Source organism: Streptomyces sp. NPDC048182 (genome assembly GCF_043202555.1).
GTDB lineage: Bacteria > Actinomycetota > Actinomycetes > Streptomycetales > Streptomycetaceae > Streptomyces.
In genome coordinates, this window is the sequence record NZ_JBIDAQ010000002.1 from 351,129 (window position 1) to 368,670 (window position 17,542).

General features: G+C 74.5%; 16 protein-coding genes and 1 tRNA gene. 5 read left to right on the plus strand and 12 right to left on the minus strand.

Features of this window, described 5'->3' with window-relative positions; all coding sequences use genetic code 11:
- Positions 1 to 19 precede the first annotated feature (19 nt).
- From ACGFZL_RS04665 to pdhA, 3 genes are read right to left on the minus strand one after another with little or no spacing between them, the layout of a single operon-like run.
- Positions 20 to 1,426, minus strand: a complete 1,407-nt coding sequence (locus tag ACGFZL_RS04665; RefSeq protein WP_393689223.1) for a dihydrolipoamide acetyltransferase family protein — start codon at positions 1,424 to 1,426, stop codon at positions 20 to 22.
- On the minus strand, positions 1,426 to 2,430 hold the full coding sequence (locus ACGFZL_RS04670; RefSeq protein ID WP_393689225.1) for an alpha-ketoacid dehydrogenase subunit beta: 1,005 nt from the start codon (positions 2,428 to 2,430) through the stop codon (positions 1,426 to 1,428). The genes ACGFZL_RS04665 and ACGFZL_RS04670 overlap by 1 nt, the downstream gene beginning before the upstream one ends.
- On the minus strand, positions 2,427 to 3,587 hold the full coding sequence (gene pdhA, locus ACGFZL_RS04675; protein WP_393689227.1) for a pyruvate dehydrogenase (acetyl-transferring) E1 component subunit alpha: 1,161 nt from the start codon (positions 3,585 to 3,587) through the stop codon (positions 2,427 to 2,429). Before pdhA ends, ACGFZL_RS04670 begins: the two co-directional genes overlap by 4 nt.
- A gap of 174 nt (positions 3,588 to 3,761) precedes the next feature.
- On the opposite strand from pdhA, the gene ACGFZL_RS04680 reads away from it, so the two are divergent.
- On the plus strand, positions 3,762 to 4,262 hold the full coding sequence (locus ACGFZL_RS04680; RefSeq protein WP_393689229.1) for an Lrp/AsnC family transcriptional regulator: 501 nt from the start codon (positions 3,762 to 3,764) through the stop codon (positions 4,260 to 4,262).
- An 18-nt stretch (positions 4,263 to 4,280) separates the two neighbouring features.
- Here ACGFZL_RS04680 and ACGFZL_RS04685 read toward each other — a convergent pair whose 3' ends face one another.
- The gene (locus ACGFZL_RS04685) at positions 4,281 to 4,871 is read right to left on the minus strand and encodes a TetR/AcrR family transcriptional regulator (protein WP_355168132.1); all 591 of its coding nucleotides are present in this window, start codon (positions 4,869 to 4,871) and stop codon (positions 4,281 to 4,283) included.
- Positions 4,868 to 6,385: a 3-hydroxyacyl-CoA dehydrogenase gene (locus ACGFZL_RS04690; protein ID WP_355168133.1), complete on the minus strand. Its 1,518-nt coding sequence runs from the start codon at positions 6,383 to 6,385 to the stop codon at positions 4,868 to 4,870. The genes ACGFZL_RS04685 and ACGFZL_RS04690 overlap by 4 nt, the downstream gene beginning before the upstream one ends.
- Before the next feature lie 159 nt (positions 6,386 to 6,544).
- On the opposite strand from ACGFZL_RS04690, the gene paaN reads away from it, so the two are divergent.
- Positions 6,545 to 8,239, plus strand: a complete 1,695-nt coding sequence (gene paaN, locus ACGFZL_RS04695) for a phenylacetic acid degradation protein PaaN (protein WP_393689232.1) — start codon at positions 6,545 to 6,547, stop codon at positions 8,237 to 8,239.
- 1 nt (position 8,240) lies between these two features.
- Here paaN and ACGFZL_RS04700 read toward each other — a convergent pair whose 3' ends face one another.
- The 7 genes from ACGFZL_RS04700 to ACGFZL_RS04730 form a co-directional block, all read right to left on the minus strand.
- The gene (locus ACGFZL_RS04700; protein WP_393689234.1) at positions 8,241 to 9,002 is read right to left on the minus strand and encodes a TrmH family RNA methyltransferase; all 762 of its coding nucleotides are present in this window, start codon (positions 9,000 to 9,002) and stop codon (positions 8,241 to 8,243) included.
- 10 nt (positions 9,003 to 9,012) lie between these two features.
- Complete coding sequence (locus ACGFZL_RS04705) at positions 9,013 to 10,302, minus strand: HTTM domain-containing protein (protein WP_393689236.1); 1,290 nt, start codon at positions 10,300 to 10,302, stop codon at positions 9,013 to 9,015.
- Positions 10,299 to 11,033 carry a DUF5819 family protein gene (locus tag ACGFZL_RS04710; protein ID WP_407078445.1) on the minus strand — a complete coding sequence of 245 codons (735 nt, stop codon included), beginning with the start codon at positions 11,031 to 11,033 and terminating at the stop codon, positions 10,299 to 10,301. The genes ACGFZL_RS04705 and ACGFZL_RS04710 overlap by 4 nt, the downstream gene beginning before the upstream one ends.
- The gene (locus ACGFZL_RS04715) at positions 10,973 to 11,302 is read right to left on the minus strand and encodes a rhodanese-like domain-containing protein (protein WP_355168681.1); all 330 of its coding nucleotides are present in this window, start codon (positions 11,300 to 11,302) and stop codon (positions 10,973 to 10,975) included. The genes ACGFZL_RS04710 and ACGFZL_RS04715 overlap by 61 nt, the downstream gene beginning before the upstream one ends.
- A 67-nt stretch (positions 11,303 to 11,369) precedes the next feature.
- Positions 11,370 to 12,191, minus strand: a complete 822-nt coding sequence (locus ACGFZL_RS04720; RefSeq protein WP_355168143.1) for a hypothetical protein — start codon at positions 12,189 to 12,191, stop codon at positions 11,370 to 11,372.
- 58 nt (positions 12,192 to 12,249) lie between these two features.
- Positions 12,250 to 13,728 carry a DUF2252 domain-containing protein gene (locus ACGFZL_RS04725; RefSeq protein ID WP_393689240.1) on the minus strand — a complete coding sequence of 493 codons (1,479 nt, stop codon included), beginning with the start codon at positions 13,726 to 13,728 and terminating at the stop codon, positions 12,250 to 12,252.
- A gap of 201 nt (positions 13,729 to 13,929) precedes the next feature.
- Positions 13,930 to 14,013: transfer RNA gene (locus tag ACGFZL_RS04730), tRNA-Leu, on the minus strand.
- Between the two features lie 424 nt (positions 14,014 to 14,437).
- Between ACGFZL_RS04730 and ACGFZL_RS04735 the strand changes: the two genes are divergently transcribed.
- The 3 genes from ACGFZL_RS04735 (at position 14,438) to ACGFZL_RS04745 (ending at position 17,521) form a co-directional block, all read left to right on the plus strand.
- Positions 14,438 to 15,334 carry a DUF3662 and FHA domain-containing protein gene (locus tag ACGFZL_RS04735; RefSeq protein WP_355168147.1) on the plus strand — a complete coding sequence of 299 codons (897 nt, stop codon included), beginning with the start codon at positions 14,438 to 14,440 and terminating at the stop codon, positions 15,332 to 15,334.
- Between the two features lie 10 nt (positions 15,335 to 15,344).
- A complete protein-coding gene (locus tag ACGFZL_RS04740; RefSeq protein WP_355168149.1) occupies positions 15,345 to 15,863 on the plus strand; it encodes an FHA domain-containing protein in 519 nt (172 codons plus the stop codon).
- A gap of 143 nt (positions 15,864 to 16,006) precedes the next feature.
- Complete coding sequence (locus tag ACGFZL_RS04745) at positions 16,007 to 17,521, plus strand: Stp1/IreP family PP2C-type Ser/Thr phosphatase (protein ID WP_355168151.1); 1,515 nt, start codon at positions 16,007 to 16,009, stop codon at positions 17,519 to 17,521.
- The last annotated feature ends 21 nt before the right edge of the window (positions 17,522 to 17,542 follow it).

A 17,542-nucleotide genomic window follows, 5' to 3' on the forward strand; every position in this document is an offset into this window, starting at 1 on the left:
GCGGACCCGCCGGCGGCCGTCACAGGGTGCGCAGCAGCACCGCCGGAGCCTCGACGCAGTCCGCGACGTACCGCAGGAAACCGCCCGCCGTGCCGCCGTCGCACACCCGGTGGTCGAAGGTGAGCGACAGCTGGACGACCTGCCGCACCGCCAGCTCCCCCTCGTGCACCCACGGCTTGGGCACGATCCGGCCGACGCCGAGCATCGCCGCCTCGGGGTGGTTGATGATCGGCGTGGAGCCGTCGACGCCGAACACGCCGTAGTTGTTCAGCGTGAAGGTGCCGCCGGTCAGGTCCCCCGGCGTCAGCCGCCCGGCCCGGCCCGCCTCGGTCAGCCGGCCGAACTCGGCGGTGAGCGCCTCGGCGTCCCGCGCCTGCGCGTCCCGCACCACCGGCACCACCAGGCCCCGGTCGGTCTGCGCGGCGAACCCGAGGTGGACGGCGTCGAGCTGGACGACCTCCCGGGCCTCGGTGTCCACCGTGGAGTTCAGCTCGGGGAACCGGGCCAGCGCGGCCGTGCAGATCCGGGCCAGCAGGGCGAGCAGGGAGATCTTCGGCCCGCCCGCCGCGTTCATCGCGGCCCGCGCCCGCATCAGTTCGGTGGCGTCGGCGTCCACCCAGCAGGTGGCGTCCGGGATCTCCCGCCGGCTCCGCGCCAGCTTGTCGGCGACGGCACCGCGGACGCCCTTGAGGGGCGTGCGGATGCCGCCGGCGGTGATCGCGTGGGCGGTGGCGGACCGGGGCTCCACGGTGGGCCGCGCGGCCGGGTCGGCGACCAGGCGGGCGTCCGGCGCCGTGGTGGTCACGGCGCGGGCGTCCGGCGCCGCAGCGGTCCGCAGCGCCTCCTCCACGTCCGAACGCAGGATCAGCCCGTCAGGCCCCGAGCCGGTCAGCCCGCGCAGATCCAGATCGTGCTGCCGGGCCAGCCGGCGCACCAGGGGTGAGATGACGGGAACCGGCCCGTCCACCGCGCCCCCCACCGCGAGCGCCTCGGCGGACCGGACCTCGGCGAGGCCCCCGTCACCGTCCACCTGCCGTGAGGAAACCGGCACCGGCACCGGCCGGCCCGGCCGCACCCGGCGCCGCCGCGCCGGCGCCGCCGAGGTGCCGTACCCCACCAGGACGTTCCCCGAGCCCTCGGCGGCACCCGGCTCCTCGCCGGCCCGGTCACCGGCGGACGGCTCCCCGACCGCCACCGTGATCAGCGGCGCCCCGACCGGCAGCTCCGTGCCCTCCGCGCCGAAGCGGGCGGTGACCACGCCGCCGTAGGGGCAGGGCACCTCCACCATCGCCTTGGCCGTCTCGACCTCGACCACCGGCTGGTCGATCGCGACCACGTCGCCGACCTCGACCAGCCAGCGCACGATCTCCGCCTCGGTCAGGCCCTCGCCGAGGTCCGGGAGCTTGAACTCCAGCACCTGTGCCATCAGCTCTCGGCCTCCCACTGCAGGCGCCCCACGGCGTCCAGGATCCGGTCCACCCCGGGCAGGTGGTGCCGCTCCAGCATCGGCGGCGGATACGGCACGTCGAATCCGGCCACCCGCAGCACCGGCGCCTCCAGGTGGTGGAAGCAGCGCTCGGTGACGCGGGCCGCGATCTCGCCGCCGGGGCCGCCGAAGGAGCCCGACTCATGGACGACCACCGCGCGCCCGGTCCGCCGCACCGAGGCGCACACCGTCTCGTCGTCGAAGGGCACCAGCGAGCGCAGGTCGACCACCTCCAGGTCCCAGCCCTCGGCCGAGGCCGCCTCGGCGGCCTCCAGGCAGACGGCCAGCGAGGGCCCGTAGGTGATCAGCGTGGCGCTGCGCCCGGCGCGCCGCACCACCGCGCGGCCGATCGGCTCGACCGGCGCGGGGCGCTCGGCGTCCCAGGTGTCCTTCGACCAGTAGAGCCGCTTGGGCTCCAGGAAGACCACCGGGTCGTCGGAGGCGATGGCGGCGCGCAGCAGCCCGTAGGCGTCGGCGACGGTGGCGGGCGTGACGACGTGCAGCCCCGGTGTCGCCATGTAGTACGCCTCGGACGAGTCGCTGTGGTGCTCGACGCCGCCGATGCCGCCGCCGTAGGGGATGCGGATGGTCAGCGGCAGCGCCATCGCCCCGCGGGTGCGGTTGCGCATCTTGGCGACATGGCTGACGACCTGCTCGAAGGCCGGGTAGGCGAAGGCGTCGAACTGCATCTCCACCACCGGGCGCAGCCCGTACATCGCCATGCCGACGGCCGCGCCCAGGATGCCGGCCTCGGCGAGCGGGGTGTCCGTGCAGCGGTCCTCGCCGAACTCCTTCGCGAGCCCGTCGGTGATCCGGAAGACCCCGCCGAGCGCGCCGACGTCCTCGCCCATGACGTGCACGGCCGGGTCCTCGGCCATGGCGTCGCGCAGGGCGCGCGTGAGGGCCTGCGCCATGGTGGCCGGCCGCGCGGCGACCGTGGTCATCGGCGGGTCCCCTCGGTGTCGGCGCCGGTGTCTTCGCCGGCCTCGGCGGCCAGCTCCGCGCGCAGCTGGTCGCGCTGTTCGCGCAGCTGCGGGGTGGGCTCGGCGTAGACGTGGGCGAACAGGTCCATCGGGTCGAGCGGCGCGTCCTCGTTCATGCGGGCGCGCAGGTCGGCGGCCATCGCCTCGGCTTCGTCGCGGACGGCGCGCAGGGCGTCCTCGTCGAGGAGGCCGCGTCGGGTCAGCTCCTGCTCGACGAGGTCGACGGGGTCGTGCCGCCGCCAGGCCGCCACCTCGTCGGCGCCGCGGTAGCGGGTGGCGTCGTCGGCGTTGGTGTGCGCGTCGACGCGGTACGTCACCGCCTCCACCAGCGTGGGCCCGCCGCCCTCGCGCGCGCGGCGCACCGCGTCGGTGAGCACCTCGTGCACGGCCAACGCGTCGTTGCCGTCGACCAGCCGGCCGGGCATCCCGTAGCCGACGGCCTTGTGGGCGAGCGACGGGGCGGCGGTCTGCTTGGCGAGCGGCACGGAGATCGCGAAGCCGTTGTTCTGCACGAGGAAGACGACCGGCGCCTGCCAGACGGCCGCGAAGTTCAGCGCCTCGTGGAAGTCGCCCTCGCTGGTGCCGCCGTCGCCGACCATGGCGAGCGCGACCACGTCGTCGCCCTTGAGCCGGGCGGCGTGCGCGAGGCCGACGGCGTGCGGCAGCTGGGTGGCGAGCGGCGTGGAGAGGGGGGCGACCCGGTGCTCGCGCGGGTCGTAGCCGGTGTGCCAGTCGCCGCGCAGCAGGGTGAGCGCCTGCACGGGGTCGACGCCGCGGGCCACCACGGCGAGGGTGTCGCGGTAGCTGGGGAAGAGCCAGTCCCGCTCCTGAAGGGCCAGCGCGGCGGCCACCTCGCAGGCCTCCTGGCCGGTGCTGGAGGGATAGACGGCGAGCCGGCCCTGCTTGGTCAGCGCGGTGGCCTGCGCGTTGTACCGCCGGCCGCGCACCAGCCGGGCGTGCAGCGTGCGCAGCAGGCCCGGGTCGGCCTGGGCCGCCGCCTCGGTGCCGAGGACGCGGTACGGCTCCGCGTCGGGCAGCAGCGGCGCGGGGTCCGTGCGGGGCTGCCAGGCGGGCGGCGGCGTGGGCCGGTACGCGCCCCGCTGCTCCATGACCGTCATGACGGCACCTCCTCGTGGGAGCGGCTTCCGGCCCGCCACGGCTGTGACGGGCCTCACCTACCGATTGTTCGGTCGTCGGCACATTTTGGCTACGGGGCCCCCGAGGCTGTGGACAAACGGTTCTGCACAACCTGAGATGGACGCAGTACGTCCATGGTAGGGAGGCGGGGGGACATGGCATCTGAACAAATGGCCGACCGGCCGGACGAGACCGGCGGACCGCCGCCCCCGCGCCCGCTCGACGCCATCGACCAGGACATCCTGCGCATGCTCCAGGCGGACGGCCGCGCCTCGATACGCTCCGTCGCCGAACGGGTGCACGTCTCGCGCGCCAACGCCTACGCGCGCATCAACCGGCTGGTCGAGGACGGCGTCATCCGGGGCTTCGGCGCCCGAGTCGACCACGAGCGGGCCGGGCACGGCACCTCGGCGTACATCACGCTGAAGATCGTCCAGAACTCCTGGCGCTCGGTGCGGGACCGGCTCAGGCAGCTGCCCGGCGCCTCGCACATCTCCCTGGTGGGCGGCGACTTCGACGTGCTGCTGCTGGTGCACACCCCCGACAACCGGGCGCTGCGCGAGCTGGTCCTCACCCGCCTCCAGGCCATGCCGGAGGTGCTGAGCACCCGCACCCTGCTGGTCTTCGAGACGGAGGACCTGGAGCCGCAGGGCTGAGTCCGGCCTCCGGGCGCCTCAGCGGGAGGTGCGCAGCCCCTCGAAGACCAGCCGCGCCACCGCGTCCGCCACCTCGCGCTCACCGGCGCCCCGGCCGTCCGGGCGGTACCACTCCACCACGGAGTTGATCATCCCGAAGACCAGCCGCGTCGCCAGCCGCACGTCCACGTCGGCGCGCAGCTCGCCCTCGGCCGCCGCCGCCTTCAGCAGCTCCGCCACCCGGTGGTCGAACTCGCGCCGCCGCTCCAGCGCCCACCGCTCGGTGGCGGTGTTGCCCCGCACCCGCAGCAGCAGCGTCACGTAGGGCAGCTCCGCGATCAGCACCTCGACCATGCGCCGCACCACGTACTGGAGCCGCTCGGCGGCGGTCCCCACGCGCGCGTGCTCCTCGTCGAGGATGCCGAACAGGCCGTCGAGGGCCCGGCTGACGGCCCGGCGCAGCAGCTCCTCCTTGCCGGCCACGTGGTGGTAGATGGACGACTTGGAGATCCCGGCCGCCTTGGAGAGGTGCTCCATGGAGGTGCCGTCGTAGCCGCGCTCGTTGAAGACCCGCACGGCGACCGACAGCAGGGTCTCCGGGGTGTAGGTGTCGCGCCTGGCCGTGGTCATGAGGAGCTGCCCTCCTGCTCGTAGGAGGTGTAGGCGTGCCGGTGCAGGGCGAGGGAGGGGGCGTAGCGGCCGGTGGGCGCGCACTCGTGCAGGTTCTCCAGGACCGTGAAGGCCCAGTCCCCGCCCAGCCGGCGGCTCCACTCCAGCGGCCCCAGCGGGTAGTTGACCCCGAGCCGCATGGCGGTGTCGACGTCCTCCTCGGTGGCCACGCCCTTGGCGACCGCCTCGTGCGCCAGGTCGATGAGCCGCGCCACCGTGCGGGCGACGATCATGCCGGGCACGTCGCCGATCACGCTGACCTTCTTGCCGAGCGCCTGGAACAGGCCGGTGGCCTCGGCGACCGTCCGCGCGGAGGTGCGCGGGGAGACGGCGAGGGCCACCCGGGTGGCGGCGCGGTAGTCGAGGGCGAGGTCGAAGTACACGACGTCCCGGAACATCGCCGAGGTCTGCCCGTCGGCGAGCACGAGCCGGCCGCCGCCCGGCAGGACCAGCTGGTAACCGTCGGGCTCGTCCTCCTCCCGCACCTCGATGCCGGCCTCGCGGACCAGGTCGAGCAGGTCGCCGGCCGGGCCCAGGTCGTCACCGGCCGAGACGTACGCGGGCCGGTCGGCCGGTTCCGCGGTGTGCGGCTCGGGGCGCTCGGCGCCCTCGCCGTACGCGTACCAGCCGCGCCCGCTCTTGCGGCCGAGCCGGCCCGACTCGACCAGGCGGCGCTGGGCGAGGGACGGCGTGAAGCGCACGTCCTGGAAGAAGGACCGCCACACCGAGTGCGTGACGGACTCGTTGACGTCCTGGCCGATCAGGTCGGTCAGCTCGAAGGCGCCCATCCTGAAGCCGCCGCACTCGCGCAGCACCGCGTCGATGGTGGCCGGGTCCGCGCCCTGGTCCTCGTACACGGCGAACGCCTCGGCGTAGAAGGGCCGGGCGATGCGGTTGACCAGGAAGCCCGGGGTGTCCGCGCAGGCCACCGGGGTCTTGCCCCAGGCGCGGGCCGTCTCGTACGCGCGCGTGGCCGACGTGACGTCGGTGGCGGCGCCGGAGACCACCTCGACCAGCGGCATCAGCGGCGCCGGGTTGAAGAAGTGCAGGCCGACCAGGCGCTCCGGGTGGGCGAGGGCGCCGCCGACGGCGGTCACGGAGAGGGAGGAGGTGTTGGTGGCGAGCAGGCAGTCCGCGCCGACGACCTCCTCCAGCGCCCGGAACAGCTCCTGCTTCACGTCGAGCCGCTCCACCACGGCCTCGGCGACCAGCGCGCAGCCGGCCAGCTCGGCCAGGCTCCCGGCCGGCGTCAGCCGGGCGCGGGCGGCGTCCCGTTCGGCGCCGGTCAGCCGGTCCTTGGCGACGAGCCGGTCGAGCCGGGCGCCGATGGCGTCGGCCGCCTCCCTGGCCCGCCCGGGCACGGCGTCGTAGAGCCGCACGGGGTGGCCGGCGGCCAGCGCCACCTGGGCGATGCCCTGGCCCATGGTGCCGGTGCCGACGACGGCCACGGGGCTGCTGAGGTCCAGTGCTGTCATGCGCGCGATCCTCCCGCACGGGGTTTTCCACAGATGCGGCGGTCCCCCTTGTCCCGACCGATCGTTCGGTTACTCTAGCCGTGTCCACCTGCTTCCGCCCAGGCTTCCCCCAGGTCACGCGCTCGACGGAGAGTGCGTGAGACGAGGAGTTGGTCCCGCATGGCCGCCGCACTGACCGCGCACGAGCTGATCGACCGGCACCGGCCGACCCTGGACCAGGCGCTGGAGACCATCCGCACCCGCGCCTACTGGTCCCCGCACCCCGAGCACCCCAAGGCGTACGGCGCGGAGCACGGCAGCCTCGACGCGGCGGCCGGCCAGGCCGCCTTCGACGCCCTGCGCGGCACCCGCCTCGACCTCGGCCAGCCCAGCACGGACGACTGGGTGGGCGGCGAGGTCTCGCCGTACGGCGTCGAGCTGGGCGTCACCTATCCGCACGCGGACCTCGCGGTGCTGCTGCCCGCCATGCGCGCCGGGCAGCGGGCCTGGCGGGACGCGGGCCCGGAGCTGCGCGCCGCGGTCTGCCTGGAGGTCATCAAGCGGATCTCCGCCCGCTCCCTGGAGTTCGCCCACGCGGTCATGCACACCTCGGGCCAGGCCTTCATGATGGCCTTCCAGGCGGGCGGGCCGCACGCGCAGGACCGCGGCCTGGAGGCGGTGGCGTACGCGTACGCGGAGCAGGTCCGCACCCCCGGCTCCGCGGAGTGGACCAAGCCGCAGGGCAAGCGCGACCCGCTGGCGCTGACCAAGGAGTTCACGCCGGTCCCCCGCGGCATCGGCCTGGTCATCGGCTGCAACACCTTCCCGACGTGGAACGGCTATCCGGGCCTCTTCGCCTCCCTCGCCACCGGCAACGCGGTGCTGGTCAAGCCGCACCCGCGCGCGGTGCTCCCGCTCGCCCTCACCGTCCAGGTGGCCCGCGACGTGCTCGCCGAGGCCGGCTTCGACGCGAACCTGGTGGCGCTGGCCGCCGAGCGCCCCGGCGAGGGCATCGCCAAGACCCTGGCCACCCACCCCGACGTCCGGATCATCGACTACACCGGCTCCACCGCCTTCGGCGACTGGCTGGAGGCCAACGCCCGCCAGGCGCAGGTGTACACGGAGAAGGCCGGCGTCAACACGGTCGTCGTCGACTCCACCGACGACTACCGCGGCATGCTCGCCAACCTGGCCTTCTCCCTCTCCCTCTACAGCGGCCAGATGTGCACCACCCCGCAGAACCTGCTGATCCCCCGCGACGGCATCCGCACCGACCAGGGCGCCAAGACCTACGACGAGGTGACCGCCGACCTGGCCCGCGCGGTGGACGGCCTGCTCGGCGACGACACCAGGGCCAACGCGCTGCTCGGCGCCATTGTCAACCCGGACGTCAAGGCCCGCCTGGAGGCCGCCGCCGGGCTCGGCGAGGTGGCGCTGGCCTCCCGCGAGGTGACGCACCCGGAGTTCCCGGACGCCGTGGTGCGCACCCCGGTCATCGTCAAGCTCGACGGCGCCAAGCCGGAGGACGAGGCGGCCTACGCGAGCGAGTGCTTCGGCCCCGTCTCCTTCGCGGTCGCCGTCGACTCCGCGACGCACGCGGTGGAGCTGCTGCGCCGCACCGTCCGCGACAAGGGCGCGATGACGGTGGGCGCCTACACCACCGACACCGAGGTGGCGGACGCGGTGCGGGAGGCGTGCCTGGAGGAGTCCGCCCAGCTCTCGCTGAACCTGACCGGCGGGGTGTACGTCAATCAGACCGCCGCCTTCTCCGACTTCCACGGCTCGGGCGGCAACCCGGCGGCCAACGCGGCCCTGTGCGACGGCGCCTTCGTCGCGGGCCGCTTCCGGGTGGTGGAGGTGCGGCGCCCGGCGTAGGTCAGGAGGGGCGCGGGGCCGTGGCGCTCCAGTGGTACAGCGCCATGGCCACGCTGGTGGCGAGGTTGTAGCTGGAGACCTGCGGTCGCATCGGCAGCGCGAGGAGATGGTCGGCCCGCGCGCGCAGTTCCGCCGACAGGCCGCTGCGCTCGGACCCGAAGGCGAGCAGCGCGTCGTCGGGCAGCTCGGCGCCGCGGATGTCCGCGCCCTCCGGGTCCAGCGCGTAGACAGGGCCCGGCGGCAGCTGCGCCACGTCCAGCCGCTCCACGGCGGTCGCGAAGTGCAGGCCCGCCCCGCCGCGCACCACGGTGGGGTGCCAGGGGTCGAGCGGCCCCGTGGTGACCACGCCGGTCGCCCCGAAGCCGGCGGCCAGCCGGATCACCGCGCCCGCGTTGCCGAGGTTGCGCGGCTGGTCGAGGACGACGACCGGCGCCCGGCGCGGCAGCTCCGCCAGCGTCCGCAGCGCCGCCGCCCGCGCGGGGCGTACGGCCAGGGCGGCGACGGCGGTGGGGTGCGGGCGCGGCACCAGGCCGGCGTAGGCCGCGGGCCCCACCTCGGCCAGCGCGGCGTCCAGGGCGTCCCGTACGTCCGGCGCCAGTTCGTCGGCGAGGGCGAGCGCCGCCCGCCGGTCGGCGGTGACCGCGACCGGCACCTCGGCGCCGAAGCGCAGCGCGTGCTTGAGGGCGTGGAAGCCGTCGAGCAGCACGCAGGCGTCGCCGGCGTGACGGCGCCATGCGGCGAGGGCGGCGGCGGGGTCGGTCATGCGGTGCAGCCTACGTGCGCTGGTCCGGCGCCCGGTCGGCCTCCTCCGGGGCCGTGTGCCCGCCCCGGCCGGCACCGTCCTCCCGGGCTGCCGGCACGGACGCCTCCACCGCGGTACCGGACGCCTCCGGCCCGGCCCGCCGCCCGGGCAACCGCCCGACCACCCGGGTTACGCGCCCGCCCAGCCACCGCAGGAACGGCGTCGGCAGGAACACCGCGTCCGCGGCGATCATCGCCAGCGAGAAGAACGGCAGCCCCAGCACCACGGCGATCACCGCGTGCTCGGTCATCATCACCGCCAGCAGGACGTTCTTGACCCGCCGGTTGAACAGCGTGAACGGGAAAGCGACCTGCGCGATCACCGTGCCGTAGGTGATGAGCATGACCATCGTGCCGCTCGCGGAGAGCAGGTCGGACAGGTCCGGCCAGGGCGAGAAGTACCGGAGCTGCAAGGGGTAGTAGACCGCCGTGCCGTCCTGCCAGCGCGAGCCCTGCACCTTGTACCAGCCGGCGGTCGCGTAGATCAGGCACGCCTCGGCCATGATCACCGCGAGGGCCCCGTTGTGCACGAGGTGGGTCACCACGTCGAGCAGCGCCCGCAGCTCGCCGCCCCCGGCCCGGCCGTCGGGCCCCTTGGCCCGCCCGGCGACCCACCACACCCCCTGCGCGAGCCAGACCGCCCACAGCAGCACCGGCACCAGCAGGTCCCCGTCGAGCCGCCCCACCGACGTCGCCGCGACCAGCCCGCACCCGAGCACCGCCCACAGCGCGGGCCCCACCCGGTCGGGACGACCGCGCCCCGACCGCGCCCGCCGGGCGTCCAGCGACCACACCTGCCCGCACCGGGTCAGCACCAGGTAGACGCTCATCAGGTGCAGCACGTTGTCGCCGCCGTCGCCCATGAAGACGCTGCGGTTCTGCAGCGAGACCACGCCCACCATGAACAGCACCGACATGGTCCGGGTCCGCCAGCCGAGCAGCAGCAGCGCGCCGCTCAGCAGGGCGAGCGCGTAGACCAGCTCGAACCAGGCGCGGCCCGGCCACCACGCCAGCACGCTGAAGGCGCCGTTCTGCGCGAGCAGCTGCCTCGCCAGGCCGAGGCTCCAGGGCCCGTCCGGCCCGTACAGCTCGTGCCGGTGCGGCAGCTCGCGCAGCAGGAAGAAGAGCCAGGTGGCGCTGAGCCCGATGCGGACGACGGCCGTCTGGTACGGGCCGAGCGCGGCCGAGGTGACCCGGTCCACGGCGCGCGGGACGGACCCGGCGAGGCCGCCCCGCGCCAGCGGCCCGGCGAGGCCGGTCATCCGTCCGCCCCGTCCGCCGGCCACCACGGCAGCTCCCGCACCGCGGGACGCGGGGCGGCCCGCTCGGCGCTCCACGGGGGCGGCGGCACCACGGTGGTCCGGGAGCGGTACTGGACGCGTTCCAGGGTGCCGCCGGGACCGGCCGCGTCATGGCGCGCCAGGCGCAGGACGGCGATCCGGCGCAGATAGGACTCGGCCAGGCCGCCCCGCAGGCCCACCCGGCGGCCGGCGGAGTCATGGGTCGCGGTGTAGAAGTCCCAGGCCCGGCGCAGCTCGTTCTGCTGGGTGTGGCTCGGCAGCGGGTTGCCCGCCACGGCCCGGCCGTCCTCGGCGGACAGGTCGTACCAGCCGGTGGTGCGGATCCCGCCGTCCGCCGTGCCCACCTCGGCGCGCACCTGCACGGAGACGTCCTGCTGGAGGGGGTTGGGCGCGAAGAGCTTCCAGTTCTGCTCGAACTCCGGGTAGACCCAGTCGTCCACCAGGCCGGCGTGCTGCCGGGAGAGCGTGTTCGCCGGGGCCACGTGCAGGAAGGTCAGCACCAGATGGACGCCGACACCGGCCGCGACGAGCAGCAGCGCCAGCAGCGCGGCGGCCTGGGAGCGGGCGGGGAGCCCGGCGAGCCCGGGACGCCGCCCGCCGGCGGGCTCGGGATCCGCGACGCACGCCATGGCTACAGAACGAAGCCCGGCTCGCCCTTGCCGTCCACGACGGGCCGGCCCGCGGCGGCCCACACCTGCATGCCGCCGTCCACGTTGACGGCGTCGAGGCCCTGCTGGACCAGGTACATGGCGACCTGGGCCGACCGGCCGCCGGAGCGGCAGATCACGTTGATCCGGCCGTCGGCGGGCGCGGCCTCGGTCAGCTCGCCGTAGCGGGCGACGAACTCGCTGATGGGGATGTGCAGCGCCCCCTCGGCGTGGCCCGCACGCCACTCGTCGTCCTCACGGACGTCCAGCAGGAAGTCGCCGCCCTCGAGGTCCGCGACCTCCACGGTGGGCACACCGGCTCCGAAACTCATGGCCCAGACGCTACCGGAGCCGCTGCCCCGCCCTCCTCAGGAGGCATCTTCAGGATCCGCCCTCGCCGAGCGCCTCCGCCAGCTCCGCCTCCCGGGCGCTCACCTGCTCCGCCAGCTGCTCGGCGATCTCCTCCAGGAGCCGGTCGGGGTCGTCCGGGGCCAGCCGGAGCATCGCGCCGATCGCGCTGTCCTCCAGCTCCTTGGCGAGCAGGGTGAGCATCTCCTTGCGGCGGTCCAGCCACTCCAGGCGCGCGTACAGCTCCTCGGCGCGACCCGGCCGCCGCTCGGGCACCGGACCCGCGGCCCACTCCTCGGCCAGCCCGCGCAGCTCGTCCGCGTCCCCGCGCGCGTAGGCGGCGTTGACCCGGGTGAGGAACTCCTCGCGCCGCGCCCGCTCACCCTCCTCCTGCGCGAGGTCGGGGTGCGCCTTACGGACCAGCTCGCGATAGAGGCGGCGGGCCTCCTCGCCGGGCCGCACCCGCTGCGGGGGCCGCACCTCCCGCCCGGTGAGCATCGAGGACGCCTCCGGGAAGAGGCCCGAGCCGTCCATCCAGCCGTGCAGCAGCTCCTCCACGCCGGGGATCGGCATCAGCCGGGCCCGCGCCTCGTCGGCCCGGCGCAGGTCATCCGCGTCGCCGGTGCGGGCGGCCCTGGCCTCCAGGATCCGCGCCTCCAGCTCCTCGAGGCGCGCGTAGACCGGGCCGAGCCGCTGCTCGTGCAGCCGGGAGAAGTTCTCGACCTCCACGCGGAAGGTCTCCAGGGCGATCTCGTACTCGATGAGTGCCTGCTCCGCGGCCCGCACGGCCCGTTCCAGGCGCTCCTCGGGACGCGGCGCACCGGCACCGCTCTGCTCGGCTTCCGGGGTCGTCACCCGTCCAGCCTAGGGCCTGCCCCCACCAGAACCGGACCCTCCGCCTCTCCCTGCCCGCTCAGTCCTCGACCTCCACCGCCACCCGCCCCGCCCGCACCGCCGCCACCAGCTCCGCGTGGTCCGCCTCCGTGCGGTCGGCGTAGGCGACGGCGAACGCGGCCACGGCCTCGTCCAGCTCCTGGTTCTTGCCGCAGTACCCGGCGATCAGCCGCGGGTCGGCGCTGTGCGCGTGGGCGCGGGCCAGCAGGGCGCCGGTCATCCGGCCGTAGTCGTCGAGCTGGCCGCCGGCCAGGGCGGCGGGGTCGACGCTGCCCTTGCGGTTGCGGAACTGCCGGACCTGGAAGGGCCGCCCCGCGACCGAGGTCCAGCCCAGCAGGAAGTCGCTGACCACCTGCATCCGCTTCTGCCCCATCACCACCCGGCGCCCCTCGTGCACGACCTCGCCCACCGCGAACCCGGCCGTCTCCAGGTGCGGGTTGAGCGCGGAGGGCCGGGCCTCCTTCACCTGGAGCACCAGCGGCTCACCGCGGTGGTCGAGGAGCAGCACCACGTAGGAGCGGGTGCCGACGCTGCCGGTGCCGACGACCCGGAAGGCCACGTCGTGCACCGCGTAGTGGGCGAGCAGCGGCAGCCGGTCCTCGGTGAGGGTGGTGAGGTACGACTCCAGGGCCGCCGCGACCGCCGCCGCCTCCGCGTCCGGCACCCGGCGCAGCACCGGCAGGGCCTCGGTGAAGCGCCGCCCGCCGTCCCCGGTGGCCTCGGTCGACTTGGCCGCGAACCGCCCGCTGGTGTTGGCCCGCGCCTTCTCGGAGACCCGCTCCAGGGTGCCGAGCAGGTCGTGGGCGTCGGTGTGGGAGACGAGTTCCTCGTCCGCGATGGCGTTCCAGGCGTCCAGGGCGGGCAGCTTGGCCAGCAGCCGCATCGTGCGCCGATAGGCACCGGCCGCGTCGTGCGCCGCCTCCCGGCAGGCGTCCTCGCCGGCGCCGCCGACCCGGCCGGCCAGCACCAGGGAGGTGGCCAGCCGCTTGAGGTCCCACTCCCAGGGGCCGCGCACCGTCTCGTCGAAGTCGTTGAGGTCGATGACCAGGCCGCCGCGCGCGTCGCCGTAGAGGCCGAAGTTGGCCGCGTGCGCGTCGCCGCACAGCTGGGCGGCGACCCCGGTCGTCGGCGTGCGCGCCAGGTCGTACGCCATGAGGCCGGCCGAGCCGCGCAGGAAGGCGAAGGGCGTGGCCGCCATCCGCCCGGCACGCAGCGGGGTCAGCTCGGGTATCCGGCCCTGGTTGGACTCCTCGGTCGCGCGCACCGCGTCCGGACGGCCGGCGTCCGCCTCGAAGGCGGCGTGCGCGGAGCGCGGGACCTCGTGCCGCAGCGCCTTGCCGGCCGCCTTGGGCGACGACCCCTCGACGGGCCACCGCGCGAACCCGGGCACCCGCGGCACCCGGGGCCCCGCGCTCCCCTGCCCGCCGGTCCCCGCCGTCCTCGCCGCCCCGGCCGTCCCCGACGCCTCCGTACGCCGCTCCGCCACCGCCTCAGCCATCCCGGCCGCCCTCCCCGCATCCATGCCTCGCCGTGCCCACACACCGGCACCGAGGCGCCCCGACCGTACCGCCGGGCACCCCGCCCGTACACGCCCGGCCGTCGACCGGACCGCCTGAGACCTTCCTCACAGGGAGTCGCGACTACCCCGCCATGGACACGCGAAAGCCCCCCAGGCCGAGCCTGGGGGGCTTTCGTCTTGTGCGCGAGGGGGGAGTTGAACCCCCACGCCCTTTCGGGCACTGGAACCTGAATCCAGCGCGTCTGCCTATTCCGCCACCCGCGCATTGGGTGTGTCCTCGGGCTCCGTTTTCCTTGTGGTGCGGCGCCTTCCGACATCCAGAACACTAGCACGCCGGTCAGGGTGGATTCACATCGCTTTCGGGAGCCCGGGGAGGCCCCCGGACGCGGTCCGTCCACGTATCAACCTCGTACCGGTCCGGGCCGTCTGTCCACAAGGGGCGGGGCAGCACAGCCAGGTGCGGGACACTGGTCTGCGGCCGCCTCTACGATCCTGGGCATGAGTACGTACGGGAGCGCACATCCCGCACGGCCCGCGGCGTTCGAAGGGGAGCTCCAGCGGGAACTCCGAGAGGCGTCGACACCTGTCGACGGGGCCGACGGGGGGAACCACCCGATCGACCGGCGCGTGGATACGATCAGTAAGCAGTACCAGGTGGACAGGACGGCAACGACGGAGGAGGTGCCCCATGGGAGTCCTGAAGAAGTTCGAGCAGCGTCTCGAAGGTCTGGTCAACGGCACCTTCGCGAAGGTGTTCAAGTCCGAGGTGCAGCCCGTGGAGATCGCGGGAGCGCTCCAGCGCGAGTGCGACAACAACGCGACCATCTGGAACCGCGACCGCACGGTCGTCCCCAATGACTTCATCGTGGAGCTGAGCACTCCGGACTTCGAGCGGCTCAGCCCCTACTCGGGACAGCTCGGCGACGAGCTGGCCGGCATGGTCCGCGACTACGCCAAGCAGCAGCGCTACACCTTCATGGGACCGATCAAGGTCCACCTGGAGAAGGCGGACGACCTGGACACCGGTCTCTACCGGGTCCGCAGCCGCACGCTCGCCTCCTCCAGCAACCAGCAGGGCGCCGCCCCCCAGGCCCCCACGGGCCACCCCGGGCAGGCGGCTCCGCCCGCCGGACGCCCCGGCGCCCCGGGCGGCGGCTACGGCTACCCGCCGCAGAGCCCCGCCGGCGCCCCGCCCATGCCCGCCGCACCGCCGCCCGGCGGCCGGCCGGGCACCCCCGGCGGTTACGGCTACCCGCAGCCCGCGGGCGGCCGGCGACCCGAGGCCGCGCCCGCGGCCGGCGGCCGCACCCGCCACTGGATCGAGATCAACGGCAACCGCCATCAGATCTCCCGCGCGACGCTCGTGCTGGGTCGCAGCACCGAGGCCGACGTGCGGATCGACGACCCCGGCGTCTCCCGCCGGCACTGCGAGATCCGGACCGGAACGCCCTCGACGATCCAGGATCTCGGCTCCACCAACGGCATCGTGGTGGACGGGCAGCACACCACCCGCGCTACGCTCCGCGACGGCTCGCGGATCGTCGTGGGCAGTACCACCGTTATCTATAGGCAAGCCGAAGGGTGATCCGGGGGCAATGTCAGAGCTGACCCTCACGGTCATGCGGCTGGGTTTCCTGGCCGTACTGTGGCTGTTCGTGATCGTGGCCGTGCAGGTCATCCGCAGTGACCTGTTCGGCACGCGGGTCACCCAGCGCGGGGCACGGCGGGAGGCCGGCCGCGCACAGCAGGGCGCCGCCCGCCAGGGCCAGGCGCCCCCGCAGCAGCGCCAGCAGCAGGGCGGCGGCCGGGGCCGCCGCAACGCCCCCACCAAGCTGGTCGTGACGGAGGGCACGCTCACCGGCACCACGGTCGCCCTGCAGGGCCAGACCATCACCCTCGGCCGCGCCCACGACTCCACCATCGTGCTGGACGACGACTACGCCTCCAGCCGCCATGCCAGGATCTACCCGGACCGCGACGGCCAGTGGATCGTCGAGGACCTCGGCTCCACCAACGGCACGTACCTGGACCGGTCCCGGCTGACGACCCCCACGCCGGTGTCGCCGGGCGCGCCGATCCGCATCGGCAAGACCGTCATCGAGCTGCGGAAGTAGTGCCACGTCATGAATGAGCGCGAGCGGAGCGAGCACGCGGCGGCGGCCGGCACCCCGGGCCCCGCCGGCCCGCTCCCGACCGGAGGGTGGGCAGTGTGGCTCGACACGACCGGCTGTACCCGGAGCCGACGGGCGAGGTGCGCATGAGTCTGTCACTGCGCTTCGCCGCCGGATCGCACAAGGGCATGATCCGGGAGGGCAACGAGGACTCCGGTTACGCCGGGCCCCGCCTGCTCGCCATCGCCGACGGCATGGGCGGCCAGGCGGCCGGCGAGGTCGCCTCCTCCGAGGTGATCTCCACCATCGTCGCCCTCGACGACGACGTGCCCGGCTCCGACGTGCTCACCTCCCTCGGCACCGCCGTCCAGCGGGCCAACGACCAGCTGCGGCAGATGGTCGAGGAGGACCCGGCCCTGGAGGGCATGGGCACCACCCTGACCGCGCTGCTCTGGACCGGCCAGCGCCTCGGCCTGGTCCATGTCGGCGACTCCCGCGCCTACCTGCTGCGCGACGGCGTGCTCACCCAGATCACCCAGGACCACACCTGGGTGCAGCGCCTGGTCGACGAGGGCCGGATCACCGAGGAGGAGGCCGGCACCCACCCGCAGCGCTCCCTGCTGATGCGCGCGCTGGGCTCCGGCGACCACGTCGAGCCCGACCTGTCCATCCGCGAGGTCCGGGCCGGCGACCGCTACCTGATCTGCTCCGACGGGCTCTCCGGCGTCGTCTCCCACCAGACGATGGAGGACACCCTCGCCAGCTACCAGGGCCCGCAGGAGACCGTGCAGGAGCTGATCCAGCTCGCGCTGCGCGGCGGCGGCCCGGACAACATCACCGTCATCGTCGCCGACGTCCTCGACCTGGACGGCGGGGACACCCTGGCCGGGCAGCTCTCCGACACCCCGGTCGTGGTCGGCGCCGTCGCGGAGAACCAGCACCAGCTCAGCGACAACGGCATCATGCAGACCCCGGCGGGCCGCGCCGCGGGGCTCGGCCGCCAGGGCGGCGGCCGGCACGGCGGGGGCGGCGAGTTCGGCCCGCCCGGCAGCGGCGACGTCACCGGCTTCATCCCCACCGACGGCTTCGGGGACTACGGGCCCGACGACTTCGTCAAGCCGCGCCGCAAGCGCCGCGGGCTCAAGATCGGCCTCTACTCCGTCCTCGCCCTCGCCGTGATCGGCGCGGGCCTGTACGGCGGCTGGCGCTGGACCCAGACCCAGTACTACGTCGGCGCCAAGGACGACCACGTCGCGCTGTACCGGGGCATCAGCCAGGACCTCGCCTGGGTCTCGCTCTCCAAGGTGCAGAACGACCACCCGGAGATCGAACTCAAGTACCTCCCGCCCTACCAGCGCAAATCGGTCGAGTCCACGATCACCGAGGGCGACCTGAACGGCGCCCGGGCGAAGATCGAGGAGCTGTCCGTCCAGGCCTCCGCCTGCCAGAAGCAGGCCGAGCACCGCACCACGGCCGGGCAGAACCCCGCGTCCCTGACGACCGGGACCCCGGCCAAGGCGACGCCGAACCCGTCGGACCCGCCCACCAAGGGCCCCAAGGACCCCGGCACGTCCGCGACCCCGTCCCCGACACCCGCGCCCAGCACCGGCCCCAGCCTCTCGGAGGAGGAGCAGAAGGTCGTCTCGCGGTGTGAGCAGTAGGCAAGCCGTGAGCAGCAGGCA